Origin of the sequence: uncultured Tateyamaria sp. (genome assembly GCF_947488715.1) — a bacterium.
GTDB lineage: Bacteria > Pseudomonadota > Alphaproteobacteria > Rhodobacterales > Rhodobacteraceae > Tateyamaria.
Genome location: NZ_CANLAG010000008.1, coordinates 62,875 through 80,471, shown reverse-complemented (window position 1 = coordinate 80,471; position 17,597 = coordinate 62,875). Strand labels below are relative to the sequence as shown.

17 protein-coding genes are annotated in these 17,597 nt (G+C 63.5%); 9 read left to right on the top strand and 8 right to left on the bottom strand.

The window, feature by feature from the left end; all coding sequences use genetic code 11:
• The first annotated feature begins 4 nt into the window (after positions 1 to 4).
• Positions 5 to 847: a fumarylacetoacetate hydrolase family protein gene (locus Q0936_RS17045; RefSeq protein WP_299293847.1), complete on the top strand. Its 843-nt coding sequence runs from the start codon at positions 5 to 7 to the stop codon at positions 845 to 847.
• Positions 840 to 1,775 (top strand): 2-hydroxyacid dehydrogenase, encoded by a 936-nt coding sequence (locus Q0936_RS17040; protein WP_299293844.1) that lies wholly within the window; start codon positions 840 to 842, stop codon positions 1,773 to 1,775. The genes Q0936_RS17045 and Q0936_RS17040 overlap by 8 nt, the downstream gene beginning before the upstream one ends.
• Before the next feature lie 92 nt (positions 1,776 to 1,867).
• Here the strand turns inward: Q0936_RS17040 and Q0936_RS17035 are convergent, their stop codons facing one another.
• The 3 genes from Q0936_RS17035 to gpmI are packed head-to-tail and all read right to left on the bottom strand — an operon-like array spanning position 1,868 to position 5,859.
• On the bottom strand, positions 1,868 to 3,205 hold the full coding sequence (locus tag Q0936_RS17035; RefSeq protein WP_299146082.1) for a S41 family peptidase: 1,338 nt from the start codon (positions 3,203 to 3,205) through the stop codon (positions 1,868 to 1,870).
• 6 nt (positions 3,206 to 3,211) lie between these two features.
• Positions 3,212 to 4,348: a peptidase M23 gene (locus tag Q0936_RS17030; protein WP_299293841.1), complete on the bottom strand. Its 1,137-nt coding sequence runs from the start codon at positions 4,346 to 4,348 to the stop codon at positions 3,212 to 3,214.
• Entirely contained in the window at positions 4,345 to 5,859 is a 1,515-nt protein-coding gene (gene gpmI, locus Q0936_RS17025) for a 2,3-bisphosphoglycerate-independent phosphoglycerate mutase (RefSeq protein ID WP_299293838.1), read from the bottom strand. Before gpmI ends, Q0936_RS17030 begins: the two co-directional genes overlap by 4 nt.
• 123 nt (positions 5,860 to 5,982) lie before the next feature.
• Here gpmI and Q0936_RS17020 point away from each other — a divergent pair, with 123 nt between their 5' ends.
• Entirely contained in the window at positions 5,983 to 6,474 is a 492-nt protein-coding gene (locus Q0936_RS17020; RefSeq protein WP_299293835.1) for a DUF3291 domain-containing protein, read from the top strand.
• Here the strand turns inward: Q0936_RS17020 and Q0936_RS17015 are convergent, their stop codons facing one another.
• Both Q0936_RS17015 and Q0936_RS17010 read right to left on the bottom strand, forming a co-directional pair.
• Positions 6,475 to 6,933, bottom strand: coding sequence for a hypothetical protein (locus Q0936_RS17015; RefSeq protein ID WP_299293832.1), 459 nt, complete (start codon positions 6,931 to 6,933; stop codon positions 6,475 to 6,477). It lies immediately after the preceding gene.
• Positions 6,934 to 6,945: 12 nt separating this feature from the next.
• A complete protein-coding gene (locus Q0936_RS17010) occupies positions 6,946 to 9,918 on the bottom strand; it encodes an error-prone DNA polymerase (RefSeq protein WP_299293830.1) in 2,973 nt (990 codons plus the stop codon).
• A gap of 165 nt (positions 9,919 to 10,083) precedes the next feature.
• On the opposite strand from Q0936_RS17010, the gene Q0936_RS17005 reads away from it, so the two are divergent.
• Entirely contained in the window at positions 10,084 to 10,551 is a 468-nt protein-coding gene (locus Q0936_RS17005) for a DUF1203 domain-containing protein (RefSeq protein WP_299293827.1), read from the top strand.
• A 69-nt stretch (positions 10,552 to 10,620) separates the two neighbouring features.
• Positions 10,621 to 10,797 (top strand): zinc-finger domain-containing protein, encoded by a 177-nt coding sequence (locus Q0936_RS17000; protein WP_299146089.1) that lies wholly within the window; start codon positions 10,621 to 10,623, stop codon positions 10,795 to 10,797.
• Between the two features lie 64 nt (positions 10,798 to 10,861).
• Here Q0936_RS17000 and Q0936_RS16995 read toward each other — a convergent pair whose 3' ends face one another.
• The gene (locus tag Q0936_RS16995; protein WP_299293824.1) at positions 10,862 to 11,605 is read right to left on the bottom strand and encodes a methyl-accepting chemotaxis protein; all 744 of its coding nucleotides are present in this window, start codon (positions 11,603 to 11,605) and stop codon (positions 10,862 to 10,864) included.
• A gap of 108 nt (positions 11,606 to 11,713) precedes the next feature.
• Between Q0936_RS16995 and polA the strand changes: the two genes are divergently transcribed.
• From polA to Q0936_RS16975, 4 genes are all read left to right on the top strand, one after another.
• Entirely contained in the window at positions 11,714 to 14,500 is a 2,787-nt protein-coding gene (gene polA, locus Q0936_RS16990; protein WP_299378286.1) for a DNA polymerase I, read from the top strand.
• A gap of 100 nt (positions 14,501 to 14,600) precedes the next feature.
• Positions 14,601 to 15,188 carry a TetR/AcrR family transcriptional regulator gene (locus Q0936_RS16985; protein ID WP_299295756.1) on the top strand — a complete coding sequence of 196 codons (588 nt, stop codon included), beginning with the start codon at positions 14,601 to 14,603 and terminating at the stop codon, positions 15,186 to 15,188.
• Positions 15,185 to 15,643 carry a hypothetical protein gene (locus Q0936_RS16980; RefSeq protein ID WP_299295753.1) on the top strand — a complete coding sequence of 153 codons (459 nt, stop codon included), beginning with the start codon at positions 15,185 to 15,187 and terminating at the stop codon, positions 15,641 to 15,643. Before Q0936_RS16985 ends, Q0936_RS16980 begins: the two co-directional genes overlap by 4 nt.
• Positions 15,640 to 16,302 carry a hypothetical protein gene (locus Q0936_RS16975; RefSeq protein WP_299295751.1) on the top strand — a complete coding sequence of 221 codons (663 nt, stop codon included), beginning with the start codon at positions 15,640 to 15,642 and terminating at the stop codon, positions 16,300 to 16,302. The genes Q0936_RS16980 and Q0936_RS16975 overlap by 4 nt, the downstream gene beginning before the upstream one ends.
• 223 nt (positions 16,303 to 16,525) lie before the next feature.
• Here Q0936_RS16975 and Q0936_RS16970 read toward each other — a convergent pair whose 3' ends face one another.
• The gene (locus Q0936_RS16970) at positions 16,526 to 16,753 is read right to left on the bottom strand and encodes a DUF2798 domain-containing protein (RefSeq protein WP_299295749.1); all 228 of its coding nucleotides are present in this window, start codon (positions 16,751 to 16,753) and stop codon (positions 16,526 to 16,528) included.
• A 76-nt stretch (positions 16,754 to 16,829) separates the two neighbouring features.
• Positions 16,830 to 17,582: a TIM barrel protein gene (locus tag Q0936_RS16965; protein ID WP_299295747.1), complete on the bottom strand. Its 753-nt coding sequence runs from the start codon at positions 17,580 to 17,582 to the stop codon at positions 16,830 to 16,832.
• Positions 17,583 to 17,597: the final 15 nt, after the last annotated feature.

Here is a 17,597-nt window from a genome sequence, read left to right as displayed (position 1 = left end):
TGCAATGAAACTTGTACGCTTCGGCGATATGGGCGCCGAAAAACCCGGCCTGATGGATGGCGATACGCTGCGTGATCTGTCGGGTGTGATCGACGACATCGACGGCACGACGCTGGGCGATGACAGCCTCGCCAAACTGCGCGGCATCGACCCCGCCAGCCTGCCTGCCGTGGGTGGCAACCCCCGCATCGGCGCTTGTGTCGGCAACATCGGCAAGTTCCTGTGCATCGGCCTGAACTATTCGGACCACGCCGCCGAAACCGGCGCGGACATCCCCGAACACCCCATCCTGTTCTTCAAGGCGAACTCGGCAATCGTTGGCCCCAATGACGACGTGGTCATGCCGCGCGGGTCCGAGAAAACCGATTGGGAGGTCGAGCTGGGCGTCGTCATCGGCACCACCGCCAAATACGTCAGCAAGGAGAACGCGCTGGATCACGTGGCGGGCTATTGCGTGGTCAACGACGTGTCCGAACGGCATTTCCAGACCCAGCTGACCGGTCAGTGGACCAAGGGCAAATCCTGCGACACGTTCGGGCCGACCGGCCCCTACCTCGTGACGCGCGATGACGTGCCGGACCCGCAGAACCTTGCCATGTCGCTCGATGTGAACGGCAAGCGGATGCAGACGGGCAACACGTCCACCATGATCTTTACAGTGGCCGAAATCATCGAACACCTCAGCCAGTTGATGACGCTGCACCCCGGTGACGTGATCACCACAGGCACACCCCCCGGCGTGGGCATGGGCATGAAACCGCAGACCTTCCTCAAGGTGGGCGACGTCATGGAACTGACCATCGAAGGCCTGGGCACCCAGCGCCAGGAGGTCAAACAGGATGCCTGATCTGCTGCAAATCGGTGGCATCACCGACGCCATGCGCGACCGCCTGTCCGAACGGTTCACCATCCACCAGGCCACGGGCGACTATCCGGCCGAGGCGATCACCCACATCGTGACCAACGGCCATGACGGGGTGCCGGCGGACGTGCTGGCCAAGTGTACCAACGCCAAAATGGCCGCGAGCTATGGCGTGGGATACGACGCCATCGACACTGACGCCTGTGTGGAACGCGGCATCATCGTCACCCACACGCCCGACGTCCTGAACGCCGAGGTCGCGAGCACCACGATCATGCTGATGCTCGCCAGCTTCCGCAATCTGCTGGCGGACGAGGCGCACGCCCGCTCCGGCGCGTGGGAAACGGACGGCAACGCGCCGCTGTCGCGCAGTGCCGACAACCGCCGCGTGGGCATCCTCGGGCTGGGCCGCATCGGTCAGGCCATCGCGGACAAGCTCAAGGCGTTCGACGCCGACATCCACTATCACACCCGCAGCCAAAAGGACGTGCCGTACACCTATCACGACACGCTCGTGGGGATGGCCAAGGCGGTCGAGGTGATCATCTGCATCACCCCCGGCGGTCCCTCGACGAACAAGATCGTCAACGCCGAGGTGATGGAAGCGCTCGGGCCACAAGGCACGCTGATCAACGTCTCGCGCGGGTCGGTGATCGACGAGGCGGCCATGGTCGCGGCGCTGCAATCGGGCAAGCTGGGCTATGCCGCCCTAGACGTGTTCGAGGAAGAGCCCAAGATCCCCGACGCGCTGAAAACCATGTCTAACGTGGTCCTTCTGCCCCATGTGGGCAGTGCGACGGTCGAAACCCGTGCCGCCATGGGCGCGCTGGTGGTGGACAATGTGCTGAGCCACCTCGACACCGGCAAAACGCTGACACCCGTGCCGGAAACCGCGCACCTGAACGGCAGCTAAAGCCCCACAAACATCAAGGCCAGCGCGTCTCGCGACGGCTGGCCTTGAAACTCTTAGGGTGCGCCTTCACGGCGCACCGCTACCTTAGATGCTTACTCGGTTGGACCCAGCGCGTTCAGACCCTTGAGGATGTCGATGGCATAGGCCAACTGGTAATCCTCTTCGCGCAGCTCGGCTGCGGCTTCGGCCTTGGCACGGTCTTCCTCGATCTGACGGATTTCGTCTTCGCTCAGCGAGTCGTTGTTCAGGCTGCCGCGCAGATCCGCTTCGGACCGCTGGCCCACGGCGCTTGCAGGCTCGTCCTCTTCGGCATCAGGACGGCGACGCGGCTGTTCCACCACGATGTCCGGGCTCACGCCCAGCGCCTGGATCGACCGACCCGACGGCGTGTAATACCGCGCAGTGGTCAGGCGCATAGCCCCCTCACCGCGCAGCGGCATGACCGTCTGGACCGACCCCTTGCCGAAACTCTTGGTGCCCACAACGATGGCGCGGCGATGGTCCTGCAACGCACCCGCCACAATCTCTGAGGCCGAGGCAGACCCACCGTTGATCAAAACGACAATCGGTTTGCCCTGCGCCAGATCGCCGGGCTTCGCGTTGAACCGGTCGCCGTCTTCGGGATTGCGGCCACGGGTGGACACGATCTCGCCCTCTTCCAGGAACGCATCCGACACCCGGATCGCCTGTGTCAGCAAACCGCCGGGGTTGTTGCGCAGATCAAGAACAAAGCCGTCGACATTGTCCATGCCGCCCAGCTTCTCCACCTCTTCTTCCAGCTTGGACACAAGGTTGGGCGTGGTCTTGTCGTTGAATGTCGTCACCCGCAACACAACCGTCTCACCTTCGCTGCGGCTGCGCACGGCCTGCAATTCAATGGTGTCACGGATGATCGACACATCGAAGGGCTCCGTCTCGCCTTCGCGCACCACGGTGATGATGATCTCGGACCCAACCGGCCCGCGCATCCGCTCAACCGCCGCATCCAGCGTGTATCCCAGCATCGACTCGCCATCCACATGGGTGATGAAGTCGCCCGCCTCGATCCCCGCCTCTGCGGCAGGTGTGCTGTCGATCGGCGACACCACTTTGATAAAGCCTTCTTCCTGCGTGACCTCGATACCCAGACCGCCAAATTCGCCGCGCGTCTGCACCTGCATCGCTGCCGCGTCGTCAGGCGACAAATAGCTGGAATGCGGGTCAAGCGATGTCAGCATCCCGTCGATGGCTGCCTCAATCAGCTCTCCGGCCTCGACTTCTTCGACGTACTGGTTGCGGATCCGCTCAAAGATATCGCCAAACAGATCAAGCTGCTCGTAGACGCTCGCGTTGTTGGCGCTTTCCTGTGCCAGCAGCGGCCCCGCAATCTGGGTGGTCGCAATGACACCCGCAACGGTACCGCCAACCGCGGCCATGACGAATTTTTTCATTTCTGTCTATCCATCCTGTTCGGTGCTGAACCACGTAAGCGGGTCCAATGGCACGTTATCCTGTCTTACTTCTATATAGAGCGTTTCCGAAGCCCCAGCGCCACCCCCTTCACCACCTGTTGAAAGGGCGCTCTCGTTACTTTGACCCGGCAGCCCACCCATCAGGCCCAAAGGCGTGCCCGCAGCGATGATCTGACCCGCCTGTCCATAGGTCACGCCCATGCCCGCCAGCACAAACAGCGTCCCGGGTCGCGGCTCCAGAATCGTGACGGTGCCGAAATCGAGCAGCGGCCCCACATAACGCAACGTCGCCGCCGTGGGCGCGGTGACAAGCGCACCGGGGCGCGTCGCCAGCAGGATGCCGGGACGGGTGATGCCCGCTGCGTCCGGCTCACCCGCCTGACGCAGGATCAGACCACGGGCGGGCATGGGCAGGGCACCAATCTGTTCATCCAGGCTTGGCGGTGCCCACCCGACGTCGTCAGATGTGATGCTGGACAGACCGCTGGAAAAGGCATCCAGCGTTTCGGACGATGCAATCAGGATCGCGGTGCGCACCGGGTCCTCGGTGAACCGCCGGGGCAGGTCCGTGCGTTCCGCCATGGCCTGGTTCAGGGCTGACCGTGCGGTCTGCACCTCGGCCAGTCCGGTCTGCAACTGCTGTGCGGCCTGTTCCTGAAGCTGGCGCAGTGTCTCGACGTCGGCCAGATCACGGCGCAACCGGTCCGCCCGCTGGTTCAGGGCCGGGGTCAATTCGGCCAGCAACATGCCCGCACGTGCCGTCCCGTTTGGCCCATCAGGGTGCAGGAACGCCGTGGGCGTCTGACCCGGCGCAATGGTCTGAAGCACGGCCAGCAGTTGCGCAATCTCGGCATCGCGCGCCGACAATTGCCCCCGCAACTGCGCCTCGCGGATCGCCGCACGGCGCAACCCGGCGCGCATCGCGGACAGCCCGGCCTCATAGGCCTGCACCGTTCTGGTCAGTGCGCGCACCCTGTCCCGCGCGCTGTCGGCCTCTTGCAACTGGATCGCCGCCGCACCCAACTGAGCGCCCGCATCACGTGCCAGCGCGCCTGCATCCTCTTGGGCTGTGGCTTGCAGCGTCCACAGGCAGAAAAGGGCAAGGGCCGCGAGATACCTCATGCAATCAGGCTCTGCCCTGTCATCTCTTCGGGTTGGTCCAAACCCATCAACTGCAACACTGTGGGCGCCAGATCAGCCAAGCGCCCGCTGTTGATCTCACCCCCCGCGCCGATCAGCGCGACGGGGACAAGGTTCGTCGTATGCGCGGTGTGGGGCGCGCCGGTGTCGGGGTCGATCATCACTTCGCAATTGCCGTGATCCGCCGTCAGGATCATGGCACCCCCCGCCGCCTCCAGCGCGGGCAGCACCCGGCCAAGGCCCGTATCCACCGCCTCGCAGGCGGCAATCGCGGCGTCCAGATCGCCGGTATGGCCCACCATATCCGGGTTCGCATAATTCACCACGATCAGGTCATAGCCATCCTCGATCGCCGCGATAAACCGGTCCGTGACCTCGACCGACGACATCTCGGGTTGCAGGTCATAGGTGGCCACGCTCGGCGATTTGGGCATGGCGCGGTCCTCGCCCGCCTCGGGCGTTTCCTCGCCACCGTTCAGAAAGAATGTCACATGCGGGTACTTCTCAGTCTCGGCCAGCCGGAACTGCCGCAACCCGGCCTGTGCCACCCAGGCCCCCAACGTGTTCACGATCTCGGGTTTGGGGTACACGGTGGTCATGTAGGCTTTGTGCGCCTCCGAATAGTCGGCCATGCCCATGACCCCCGCCCAATCGGGCCGCTTGCCAGCTTCAAACCCGTCAAAGCCCGGATCGCCCAGCGCCGCCATGATCTCGCGCGCGCGGTCGGCCCGGAAGTTCAGACAGAACACCCCGTCGCCATCCTTGGCCCCCTTATAGCCGTCCATGACCGTGGCCGGGATGAACTCGTCCGTCTTGTCCGCGGCATAGGCGGCGTCGACGGCGGCCTTGGCCGTTTCCGCCACCGGCCCGTCCGCCTGCACCATGGCGCGAAACGCCGTTTCCACCCGGTCCCACCGGTTGTCCCGGTCCAGCGCGAAATACCGCCCCGTCAGCGTCACGATCCGCGCGCCCACAGGCAGCGCGGCATTCAGCGTCTCAAGATATCCCAGCGCCGATTTCGGCGCCACGTCCCGCCCGTCCGTCACGGCATGGATCAACACCTCCAGGCCCGCATCCACACAGGCCTTGGCCGCTGCGATCATGTGGCTGATGTGGCCATGCACCCCACCATCCGACACCACACCCATCAGATGCGCGCGGCCCCCAGCCTCTTTGATCGCTGCAATCCATGCAACCAACTGCGCGTTGTGAAAGAAACTGCCGTCCTCGATGGCCAGATCAATCTGTCCCAGATCCATCGCCACCACGCGGCCCGCGCCAATATTCGTATGCCCCACCTCGGAATTGCCCATCTGCCCGCGCGGCAGACCCACATCCGGCCCATGGGTGATCAGGGTGGCGTTCGGGCACGTCTCCATGATCCGGTCCACATTGGGCGTCCGCGCCAGTGCAGGCGCGTTGCCTTCGCTCTCTTCGCGCAAACCCCAGCCGTCAAGGATACACAGAACAACGGGTTTGGGCGGAGGTGACATGGAACGAATACCTTTGGAATGCGCAGTGGTCCTGCGTTCTAACCCGCAGCCGCCACCATGGGAAGCAGCCTTGCCCCATGCGCGCAACGGTTTACTCTGATCCGCAGCAAAAGGGGTCACGGAATGAGCGAACACATGCTGGTGCACCTGAACGTCGTCCGCCCCGTGGGTGCGTTCAGCATCGACCACCCGAATGCACAGTACTTCTTTGCCCAGCTGCCGCTGGTCTTTGCGCAGGCCCGCGCCGATGACGACCTGCTGTGGCACAACCACGGCGCGCGGATGCCCGATGGCAGCTATACCGACACAAACGGGATCATCGGCCACAGATCCGACCGGACCGAGGACAACATCCACATTCTCACCATGGCGGGCTGGCGCGATCTGGCGGCGATGCACCGCTTTACCTACCGCGAACCGCTGCACCGCGACGGGATGAAGACGCTGCGCGACTGGGTCGACAGGTCCGAGGGGCCGACCATGGTGATGTGGTGGGCCCCGCGCGGCACCCGCGTGTCGCTCGAGGCGGCGTGGGACAAAATGCAGATGCTGCGCAGGGACGGGCCGGGGCCTGACGCCTTTACCCTGCAACAGCGGTTCGACCCACCGGGCTGATCACGCGATCCGGTCCGGCAGACCGCGCCCATTGTTCCACCACCGATGCGGGTTGTCGCGGTTCGGATCATAGGCCGCGCGGCTCGCCCAATCCTCGCGCAGGAAAATCACCGGTTCCTCATAGTGGTGCACCGCCAGAATGGCGTCCATCACCCGGCCCAGCACATCCACGTCCCGCTCGACCGAAATCTTCAGCTCCACCATGGGATAGGTCTCGGTGCTGCCCGCCGCGAACCCCGGCACATGGGTGGTGGTGGTCGACCCGGCCTCTGGCTGTGTCGTTTCGCACCCCACGGCGGAAATGCTGGCATTGCGCTGATAGCGGCCGTAGCCCAGCGGATGCACCGCCATCACCGCATCCAGAATGCGATCGGTGTCCTCGGGCAGGGTCTGGATCTCCAGCGTCCAGACCGGGACGAACCGCCCCGATCTGGCCTTGTAATTGGCAAGTGTGGTCATGGTCTGCGCCTCTCAATCGGGGTTGCCGCGGGTGAAACTGATCTTGGACAGGTCGGGGGCCTGTTCCGATGTGGGCATGACCTCGACCGGGGCGGCGCCGGGGGTCAGGATGTGACGCAACAGGCCCACGGGATGCGCCCGCAACGTCAGGCGGGTCGACACGTAATCCTCCACCACCTGCTCGCCCAGGGTCATCTCGGGCAACAACGCGGTGGGCTCATCCACGACCTCACCATCCAGATCGGTCGCAAACAGGGGCAGCACGGGACCGGGCGCAATCGCCTTGGCCTCCCAGAGCGCTTCGCGGCGGGTGATGCCCGCGCTGGCAAAGGCATCCGCCTCTGCCAGCCGCACGATGATGCCAGGGGCCAGACCCGCGCGTCGCCAGATGTCCTGCACGGATTGATACCCGTTGCCCCGCGCGGCGGTCAGCCAACTGGCGTCCTCCTCGCTCAACCCCTTGATCTGCCGGAACCCCAGCCGCAGGGCCAGACCGCCCCGCCCATCGGGTTCCATCGCATTGTCCCAAAAGCTCGCGTTCACACAGATGGGCCGCACCTCGACCCCATGTTCACGCGCATCCCGCACGATCTGGGCGGGGGCGTAAAACCCCATGGGCTGCGAATTGAGCAGCGCACAGGCAAAGATGCCCGGATAGTGACACTTGATCCAGCTTGACGCATAGACCAGCAGCGCAAAGCTCGCCGCGTGGCTTTCGGGAAATCCATAGCTGCCAAAGCCCTCGATCTGGCTGAAACACCGCTCGGCAAAATCATCCGCATACCCGTTCCTGCGCATCCCCCTGAGGAACAGCGCGCGAAATTCGCTGACGCTGCCATGCTTTTTGAACGTGGCCAGCGACCTGCGCAGCCGGTCCGCTTGGTCCGGCGTGAACCCAGCGCCCACAATGGCGATCTGCATCGCCTGTTCCTGAAACAGCGGCACGCCCAGCGTCTTGCCCAGCACCTGACCCAACTCGTCCGAGGGAAAGCTCACCTCCTCCTCTCCGTTCCGGCGGCGGATATAGGGGTGGACCATATCGCCCTGAATGGGGCCGGGGCGGATGATGGCGACCTCGATCACCAGATCATAAAAGTTGCGCGGCCGCATCCGGGGCAGGAAATTCATCTGCGCCCGGCTTTCCACCTGAAACACCCCGATACTGTCGGCGGCGCACAGCATATCGTACACGCGCGGGTCCTCGGGCGGCAGGGTGGCGAGGGTATAGTCCTGCTGGTGGTGCATCCGCAGCAGGTCAAACGCCTTGCGGATACAAGTCAGCATCCCAAGGGACAGCACATCGACCTTGAGGATGCCCAGACTGTCGATGTCGTCCTTGTCCCAGCAGATGACGGTGCGGTCCTCCATCGTGGCGTTTTCGATGGGCACCAACTCGTCCAGACGCCCCTCGGTGATGATGAACCCGCCCACATGTTGGCTGAGGTGTCGGGGAAAGCCGTTGATCTCATGCACCAGTTCGATGGTTTGGCGCAGGCGGCGGTCGCGGAAATCGAGGCCGATCTCAGCCATGCGCTCGGCCTCCAGCCCCTTGGTGGAAAAGAAACCCCAGAGTTGCGAACTGAGGGCCGAAATCGTGTCTTCGGTCAGGCCCATGGCGCGGCCCACCTCGCGGATCGCACGCTTGCCCCGGTAATGCACCACGGTCGCACACAGGCCCGCGCGGTGGCGGCCATAGGTCTGATAGATGTGCTGGATCACTTCCTCACGGCGTTCATGTTCGAAATCCACGTCGATGTCGGGCGGTTCGTCCCGCGCCTCGGACACGAAACGCTCGAACACCATGGTGCCCATCTCGGGCGAAACGGACGTGACGCCGAGGCAGTAGCACACCACCGAATTGGCCGCCGACCCGCGCCCCTGACACAGGATGCCCCGGCTGCGCGCGAAATGGACGATGTCGCGGACGGTCAGGAAATAGGGCTCGTATTTCAGCTTGGCGATCAGGGTGAGTTCGTGGCGTAGCAGCGTCTGCGCCTTTTCGGGCGCGCCGGAGGGATAGCGCCATTTGAGCCCGGCATAGGCCAACCGCTCAAGCCGTTGGCCGGGGGTCTCGTTGTCGGTGATCTCGGATGGGTATTCATAGCGCAGCTGGTCCAGAGAGAACGTCAGACGTTGAGCCAGCGCGCCCGCCCGGTGCACCGCCGCCTCGTGCCCGGCAAACAGGCGCAGCATCTCGGCCTCTCCGCGCAGCCGCCCCTCGCCATTGCTCAGCGCGGCACGGCCCAGCGCGTCGACCCGGCATTTCATGCGGATGGCGGTGACCACATCGGCCAGCTTGCGGCGCGAACCGTGGTGCATCCGCGGCCCGGCCGAGGCCAGCGTGGGCAAGCCAAGGCGCTGCGCCTGGTCGGTGATCCGGTCAAAGCGCGCGGTGTCACGGCCATCATAGTGCGGCACCATCAGCACATGGATGTTTCCCGCAAAGCGGCGCGTCAGCCGTCCCGCCGTTTGCACCCAATCGCCCGCGCCGCCCTGCACCGTTTGCGCATGTGGCCAGAGGAGCAGGTGAAGCCCGTCGGAAAACGCCTCAAGGTCGCGCAGCTGGATATCGCAGTGGCCCTTGTCCGCCCGCAACCGCCCCGCCGAGAGGATGCGGCACAGGCTGCGCCAGCCCGCGCGGTTTTCCGGCAGCACCGTGATCGGCGGCGCATCCGTAAACACCAGACGCGCAGCGGGGATCAGCCGCGGTGTCACAGTCACCGATGCACGCGGCGGGGCAGAAATATGATCAGGGCGTGGCGGCCCAATCAGACCATGAAGCGCGTCGAACGCGGCCCGTTCCTTGACCGCGCGGGCGATGACGCGGGCCTGCGTGTGCGCCCGCACAATCCCCGCAACAGAATTGTCATCCGCAATCGCCAGCGCCTCCATGCCCAAAAGCGCGGCCCTGTTCACATAGTCCTCAGGGTGCGACGCCCCCGTCAGAAAGGTAAAATTCGATGTGATCGACAGTTCGGTGAACATGGGACACGCAGATTCGGTGATGGCAGGCACCCATTATATTCACTTTTTGTTCTCATTTGAACGGCCAGATTTTGCACAACCCCAGACCCTTTGGGCACGGTTGCGCATCATCCGGGTCGCCGGACATGCCCGCCACAGGGCAAAGTCCCCTCAAAGGAGAAACCCATGCCCACATTTACCGCCCTGCCCACCGATACCGTTCACGCCTTGCGCGCGGGTGGACCCGACGCATTTGGCAACCCGCCGGAACAGGCCGTGTCCGACGGCGGCGGCAATCCCTGCCGTCACTGCCTGCGCGACATCCCCAAAGGCGCCGGGATGCTGATCCTCGCGCACAAACCCTTTGACGGCACACACCCCTATGCCGAAGTCGGGCCGATATTCCTGTGCGCCAGCGACTGCACACGCGGTGGCGGCACCGACCTGCCCGAGATCCTCGGCACCTCGCCGGATTACCTGATCAAGGGCTACTCCTCAGACGACAGGATCGTTTATGGCACCGGCGCCGTCACACCGACGCCGCACATCACAGCGCAACTTGAACAGATATTCGCCCGACCCGATGTCGCCTATATCCACGTGCGGTCGGCACGCAACAATTGCTATCAATTGCGCGTGGATCGGGACGACTAGGCCCTTGTCTGACCGCAGCCCTTGGCCCATAAACGCGCCTGCATTGCGCCACAGCCAAGGATCGCCGCCATGACCATAGATGCGCCGGAAACCAAAACAGTCGACAGCACCCGCGTGGCCTGTGACGGCGGCGAAGGCGCGCTGGGTCATCCGCGTGTCTGGCTCCAGATCCCCGAGGACTCCGGCTGGGTCGAATGCCCCTATTGCGATTGCAAATACGTGCTCAAGGGCGGCCCGGCAGACTGACAACCCAACCGGTTGACCAGGGCCATCACCGACACATGAAATAACCTGCGCTCTGGCGCGCGGCCTAGTCGTCGATCATCTTGCGGATCATGGCATCGACCTGCGTCTGAACCTGTGCATTCGCCAGCTCGATTTTTTCAGACAGCTCACGGATCTCTGCGGCGATGATGGCAAATCCACGGCCCTGTTCCCCAACATGCGCCGCCTCGATCGATGCATTGATCGCAATCAGCCCGACGTTTTGGGAAATCTCGCTGATCTCGCGCAGGGCCTGCCGGGTGTCATCGCCAGTTTTCTGGACCGCGCTGCGCCGGGTCGCACGGGCGTCTTGCAGGTCCGCGCTCAGACGATTGACGAGGCGGGCAAAGTGCAGATTGAAATCCCCCGCCGCAATCTGTGTCATTGCCCGTAGATCCGCGGGGGTACAGGTCCCTTCGGCGTTTTTGCGCGCCAGCCCATCGATCACGGTCACGAACCGCTCCATCTGGGCCACGCTGTCGGGCATGTCGGCCACAACACTGTGCAACCACGCCAATGCCTGCGGATCGATCCCCAGGTCGTTGCCGGCACCCTGCAACAGCCGCACGCCGGACCACGCCCCCGGCAGCGCACGATCGACACCGGCGACGCAGGCGTCGTGATCCTCTTCGCCTTCGAACAGCATACCAGCGGCGCAATACAGGCCCACGCGCGCGCAATGCGATCGGATCATCTCTACCGCGCGCAGCAATTCAATACAGGCGGTAATGCCAGTGGCACCGGCTTGCTGGCCCAAAACGTCGGTGACGTCACTCAATCGCGATTGCATGTTCATGGCGCTGTTGTGCCAAAATCAGTTTAACAAATGCTTGTGCTTTCCCCCCTTGGGGATTCGTGGCACATCATCCCGACACAGCGGGTACAGGGGGTTTTTCACATGGCGTTTGGCAAGGGGCATCACCTGCATCTGATCGACGGGTCGGCATTTATCTTTCGCGCATACCACGCCCTGCCGCCGCTGACGCGCAAGTCCGACGGCTTGCCCATCGGCGCTGTGTCCGGCTTTTGCAACATGCTCCAGCGCTATGTCGAAGGGAACCACGGCCCCGACGCGCCGACCCATGTGGCGGTGATCTTTGACAAGGGCAGCCACACGTTCCGCAACGACATGTACGACCAATACAAGGCCAACCGCGATGCCATGCCCGAGGACCTGCGCCCGCAGATCCCCCTGACACGGGCGGCGACCGAGGCGTTCAACATCGCCTGCAAGGAAAAAGAGGGATACGAGGCCGACGACATCATCGCCACCCTCGCCGTACAGGCCCGCGCCGCCGGTGGGCGCTGCACCATCATCAGCTCCGACAAGGACCTGATGCAGCTGGTGGGCGACGGCGTCGAAATGCTCGACGCGATGAAGAACAAGACCATCGACCGCGACGGCGTGTTCGAGAAATTCGGCGTCTATCCTGATCGCGTGGTGGACGTGCAGGCGCTGGCCGGCGACAGCGTCGACAACGTGCCCGGCGCGCCGGGTATCGGGATCAAGACGGCGGCCCTGCTGATTAACGAATACGGCGACCTCGACGCACTGCTCGAACGCGCGGGCGAGATCAAGCAGCCCAAGCGCCGCCAGACACTGATCGACCACGCCGACCAGATCCGCCTCAGCCGCGACCTCGTCCGCCTCGACGAAAACACGCCGCTCGACTTCACCCTCGATGACCTCGAGGTGCGCGACCCGATCCCAGAACAGCTCATGCCGTTCCTGGCCGAGATGGAGTTCCGCACCCTCACCAAACGCATCGCCGACAAGCTCGGCGTCGACACGCCCGAAATCAAGGACGCGGCCCCCGCGCCCGCCGACGCCCCCGAAGCGCCAAGTTTCGAGAACAGCACCTACGAACACGTCCAGACCGCCGATGCGCTGCAAACCTGGATCGACCTGATCTATGAACGCGGCTACGTCGCCGTCGACACCGAAACCACTGGCCTCAATGACATGACGGCCAGTCTGGTTGGCATCTCGCTGGCGGTGAATGCGGGCCACGCCTGCTACATCCCGCTGACCCACAAACAGGGCGGCGATGACCTCTTTGGCTCCGACGACCTGGCACCGGGGCAGATGCCGCTCGAACAGGCGCTCGAGATGCTCAAACCCGTGCTCGAGGATGACAGCATCCTCAAGATCGGCCAGAACATGAAATACGACGCCAAGATCTTTGCCCAGATCGGCATCACCGTGGCCCCGATCGACGACACCATGCTGATGAGCTACGCGATGCACGGCGGGCTGCACAATCACGGCATGGACACCCTGTCCGACCGCTATCTGGGCCACACGCCAATCCCGATCAAACCGCTGCTGGGGTCAGGCAAATCGGCGAAAACCTTCGATCAGGTGCCCATAGAGGACGCGGTGACCTACGCCGCCGAGGACGCCGACATCACCCTGCGCCTCTGGCAACTGTTCAAACCGCAATTGCACCGCGTGCAGGTGACAAAGGTCTACGAAACCCTCGAACGGCCCATGGTCCACACACTGGCCGCCATGGAACGATCCGGCATCAAGGTCGACCGCGATACCCTGTCGCGCATGTCCAACGCCTTCGCCCAGAAAATGGCGGGGCTGGAGGATGAGATTTACGAATTGGCAGGCCGCAAATTCAACGTGGGCTCGCCGAAGCAACTCGGCGAAATCCTTTTCGACGAAATGGGCATCGAAGGCGGCAAAAAGGGCAAGACAGGCGCCTATGCCACCGGCGCCGACGTGCTCGAAGACCTCGCCACCGAACACGAACTGCCCGGTCGCGTGCTCGACTGGCGGCAACTGTCGAAACTCAAATCCACCTACACCGACGCGCTACAGGACCACATCAACCCCGACACGGGCCGCGTGCACACGTCCTACTCCATCGCGGGCGCGTCCACCGGGCGGCTCGCCTCCACCGATCCGAACCTGCAAAATATCCCGATCCGCACTGAAGAAGGCCGCCGCATCCGCGAGGCCTTTGTGGCCGAGCCGGGCAAAACCCTCGTGGCCCTCGACTATTCCCAGATCGAATTGCGCATCCTCGCCCACATCGCGCAAATCCCGGAACTGAAACAGGCCTTTGACGACGGCATCGACATCCACGCGCTGACGGCGTCCGAAATGTTCGACGTCCCGCTGGACGAAATGACGCCCGAGGTCCGCCGCCAGGCCAAGGCGATCAACTTTGGCGTCATCTATGGCATCTCGGGCTTTGGCCTCGCCCGCAACCTGCGCATCCCGCGGGCCGAGGCGCAGGGCTTTATCGACCGCTACTTCGAACGCTTCCCCGGCATCCGCACCTACATGGACGACACCAAGGCGTTCGCAAAGGAACACGGCTACGTCCAGACCCTGTTCGGCCGCAAGATCCACACGCCCGAGATTGCGTCCAAAGGCCCCCGTGCAGGCTTTGCCGCCCGCGCCGCGATCAACGCGCCCATTCAGGGCACCGCCGCCGACGTCATCCGCCGCGCCATGATCCGCATGCCCGCCGCGATCAAGGACATCCCCGCCGCCATGCTGCTCCAGGTCCACGACGAACTCCTGTTCGAAGTAGAGGACGGCGCAGTGGACGACCTGATCGGCGTCGCCCGCGAAGTCATGGAAAACGCCAACGACCCGGTAGTGCATCTGGACGTGAAACTGACCGTAGACGCAGGCCAGGGCCAGAACTGGGCCGAGGCGCACTGACCCTCCACACACCAGGTTGAAACCAACCACTACCACCACATAGCACGCAGAACGATCATTCTGCTTGATTCAGAATGATCGTTCTGTTAAATCCAACGCTATGCCTAGAACCACCGCTCACACCAACGACGAACTCACCGAACGCGCCCTGCTCCAGTTTTGGCACCACGGCTTTCACGCGACCTCCATGGATACGCTGGTAAAGACCACAAATGTCAGCAGGCACGGAATTTACACCGCCTTCGGTGGCAAGAAACAGCTCTTTCACGCCTGTTTCGAAAGGTATCAGGACATCGTCGTAACGCCCGCCTTTGCCTGCGTCGAAGAACCCGGTGCCGACCTGTCCGCCATTGCGCGGTACTTTGAAACCCAGATCGCGCGTGGCGCAGAATCCGGCCTGCCCGGACCCGGCTGTTTCGTCGCCAACGCCAGCACCGAAACCGCGCCACACGACGCCATCACACAAACAAAGGTGGCACAGCACAATGCCCGCCTGCGCAACGGGTTTCAAAACGCGCTCAGCAACACCGGCATGGCACCCCCGTCGGACCGCACCGATGCTTTGGCACAGGTCTGTGTGGTCTTCACAAACGGCCTTTGGTCGATGTCACGCACAACCACGGACGCCGATGCCCTGCGTGCCGCCGTAAAAACCTTTCTCGACACGCTAAAGGCCGACCTCACATGAACGCCGTACTCCAACCCCCATCCACGTTGCGCGCGCCTCTGGTCAGCGCCCTGATTGTCAATTTCATCTGGATCAACCTGTCCGAGGTCTTCCGCTATTTTGCGTTGATCATGCCAATGATGCGCGATGCGTTTCCCATGATCCCCGATGTGGCGCCCATGAACCTCCCGGTCTTTCTGATCTGGGGGCTGTGGGACACGATCCTGGTGGCCACCGCCACGATCATTCCCTGGCTTGCGCTCGCCACCTTTGGCGGGACGGTCAAAACGGCAGTTCTGGCCGGAACGGGTGTCTGGGTCGGTGTCTTCGGGATTCTCTGGCTGGGCCTGTTCAACATGAACCTCGCAACCCCCACCATTGTTCTGACCGCACTGCCGCTGGCGTGGCTGGAAATGACCGTGGCCGCACTTGTGGTCTGGTGGTTCTGCAACCGTCCAACCGCCATCACGCCATGACCAAAGCCCCCGCCACCTTCCTGCCCCTCGGCACGTCTGATGACGTTTTCACCGCCCAAAAGGGTACGCTGCGCTGCACGGCCATCCGGTTGGCGTCTGGCGGGCTGTGCCTCTATAGCCCCGTTCTGGGTCTGGATGCCGCCGCATGGCAAAGCCTGCGCGCCTTCGGACAGGTGACACACCTGCTGGCACCCAACCACTACCACAACAAAGGGCTTGCCGCGTGCAGCGCGACGTTTCCCGATGCAAAACTGTGCTGCACACTGGCGGCCATGCCACGGCTTGAGCAGCAAACGGGCCTGTCGTTCGAACCACTCGACACGGCAGACATCGCGCTGCCGGCGCAGGCCAGCTTTCTCGAACCGGACGGGCTGAAAACGGGAGAGATCTGGGTTCAGATGACAACCGCCGACGGCGCGCTCTGGATTGTGACCGACGCCTTTTGCGGTCCAAAACGCGCGCCCGGAACAGTTGTGGACACGCCCGAAATGCCGGGAACATTTCCAAGGTTCGGGATCAAGGATCAGGCCGTATATCAGGCATGGATCGCGTCCCAACCCAGCCTCGACCGCCTGACCACCATTGTCCCGTGCCATGGGGCGGTGATCTCAGGCCCCGACCTTGGCCCGGCCGCGTTGCAACTGGTTGAGGATTTGTAGCGACGCCACCACCACGAAACGCAGTGCGCGCTTGCCCATTTCAGCGACCGCCTGCCATCAGGCGCCATGGTGCGGCCCGCACAGTTAACATCCGCTACCAGACCGTGCGCCGCCCCATGCCTTTGGAAATGCAGCACAATCTGGAAAACCTGTATATTGCGTGACCCCGGCGCGCACCTTGTCCCCGCGGGGACAGCACCAGAGTTTCCCCGCGGGGACAGAGCTAGTCCGCGCGGGTCAATGCCCCGACCATGCGACGCGCCAGCGGGGCCACGAACAGCACCACGGGAAACGCCACCACCCAACTGGGCAACCAGCCGCCCATCCACTGACCAAAGAACCCCGGCACGATGCCAATGGTCACCAAAGTCGAAATGCCGGAAACGATGAACGACATCATCCCGCTTAGCAGAAATCCAAAAACAATATGCGCGTATCGTGCGGGGATCATCACGGGGCTCCTGTCGCGTTGGTTGCCTTGTCCTACGCCCATCCGGTCGTCGGGCAAAGTGCGCCCACGCACAGGGTCAGCGCATCCAGGCCAGACCACTCTCGGTGCGGGCTGCGGGTGTGTACTCGGCACTTACCCAGCCGTCATAGCCGCTGGCGTCGATGGCGTCGAAAAGGGCTGGAAAATCGATCTCACCCTTGCCGGGCGGACAACGATCCGGCGCATCGCCGATCTGGATGTGGCGGATCAACGGGCGCATCGCTTGAAACGTGCCCAGCGCGTCGCCGGTGATCACCTGTGCATGATAGCTGTCGTATTGCAGGCCCAGATTGGGCGCATCCACCGCGTCGATGATGTCTGCGGCCAGGTTGAAATCCGACATGAAATACCCTGGATTGATGCCTACGTTCAGCGGCTCCAGGGTCAGGCACAGGCCCTCGGGCAAATTATCCGTCGCACGTCTGAGGTTGTCGATCATGGTGGCCCGCGCCTCCGGGCCGCTGCCATCCCCGCTCATCACGTGGATGATCCCGGCGCCCAGCGCCTGCGCATAGCGGGTGGCGCGCCGCATGTCGTAGTCAAACCGCCGCTCTCCACCCGGTTGGGCCGCAAACCCGCGCGCACCGCCGGTATAGTTAGGCCCCGGCGCATTCAGCAGCACCATCTGCAACCCGTTGCGGCGCAGCGCCTTCTGGGTCTCGGGCGCGGGCACGTCATAGGGAAACAGAACCTCGACCGCCTCAAACCCGGCCTCTGCCGCAGCATCGAACCGGTCAAGATAGGGCAGTTCGGCCCATAGATGCGTGAGATTGGCAGCAAATCGCGGCATGTTTGAAACCTAGCT

What these genes read in the sequence shown, in the direction of transcription:
- Q0936_RS17045 (WP_299293847.1), top strand. Translation starts at nt 5, where the DNA reads ATGAAACTTGTACGCTTCGGCGATATGGGCGCCGAAAAACCCGGCCTG.
- Q0936_RS17040 (WP_299293844.1), top strand. Translation starts at nt 840, where the DNA reads ATGCCTGATCTGCTGCAAATCGGTGGCATCACCGACGCCATGCGCGAC.
- Q0936_RS17035 (WP_299146082.1), bottom strand. Translation starts at nt 3,205, where the DNA reads ATGAAAAAATTCGTCATGGCCGCGGTTGGCGGTACCGTTGCGGGTGTC.
- Q0936_RS17030 (WP_299293841.1), bottom strand. Translation starts at nt 4,348, where the DNA reads ATGAGGTATCTCGCGGCCCTTGCCCTTTTCTGCCTGTGGACGCTGCAA.
- gpmI (WP_299293838.1), bottom strand. Translation starts at nt 5,859, where the DNA reads ATGTCACCTCCGCCCAAACCCGTTGTTCTGTGTATCCTTGACGGCTGG.
- Q0936_RS17020 (WP_299293835.1), top strand. Translation starts at nt 5,983, where the DNA reads ATGAGCGAACACATGCTGGTGCACCTGAACGTCGTCCGCCCCGTGGGT.
- Q0936_RS17015 (WP_299293832.1), bottom strand. Translation starts at nt 6,933, where the DNA reads ATGACCACACTTGCCAATTACAAGGCCAGATCGGGGCGGTTCGTCCCG.
- Q0936_RS17010 (WP_299293830.1), bottom strand. Translation starts at nt 9,918, where the DNA reads ATGTTCACCGAACTGTCGATCACATCGAATTTTACCTTTCTGACGGGG.
- Q0936_RS17005 (WP_299293827.1), top strand. Translation starts at nt 10,084, where the DNA reads ATGCCCACATTTACCGCCCTGCCCACCGATACCGTTCACGCCTTGCGC.
- Q0936_RS17000 (WP_299146089.1), top strand. Translation starts at nt 10,621, where the DNA reads ATGACCATAGATGCGCCGGAAACCAAAACAGTCGACAGCACCCGCGTG.
- Q0936_RS16995 (WP_299293824.1), bottom strand. Translation starts at nt 11,605, where the DNA reads ATGCAATCGCGATTGAGTGACGTCACCGACGTTTTGGGCCAGCAAGCC.
- polA (WP_299378286.1), top strand. Translation starts at nt 11,714, where the DNA reads ATGGCGTTTGGCAAGGGGCATCACCTGCATCTGATCGACGGGTCGGCA.
- Q0936_RS16985 (WP_299295756.1), top strand. Translation starts at nt 14,601, where the DNA reads ATGCCTAGAACCACCGCTCACACCAACGACGAACTCACCGAACGCGCC.
- Q0936_RS16980 (WP_299295753.1), top strand. Translation starts at nt 15,185, where the DNA reads ATGAACGCCGTACTCCAACCCCCATCCACGTTGCGCGCGCCTCTGGTC.
- Q0936_RS16975 (WP_299295751.1), top strand. Translation starts at nt 15,640, where the DNA reads ATGACCAAAGCCCCCGCCACCTTCCTGCCCCTCGGCACGTCTGATGAC.
- Q0936_RS16970 (WP_299295749.1), bottom strand. Translation starts at nt 16,753, where the DNA reads ATGATCCCCGCACGATACGCGCATATTGTTTTTGGATTTCTGCTAAGC.
- Q0936_RS16965 (WP_299295747.1), bottom strand. Translation starts at nt 17,582, where the DNA reads ATGCCGCGATTTGCTGCCAATCTCACGCATCTATGGGCCGAACTGCCC.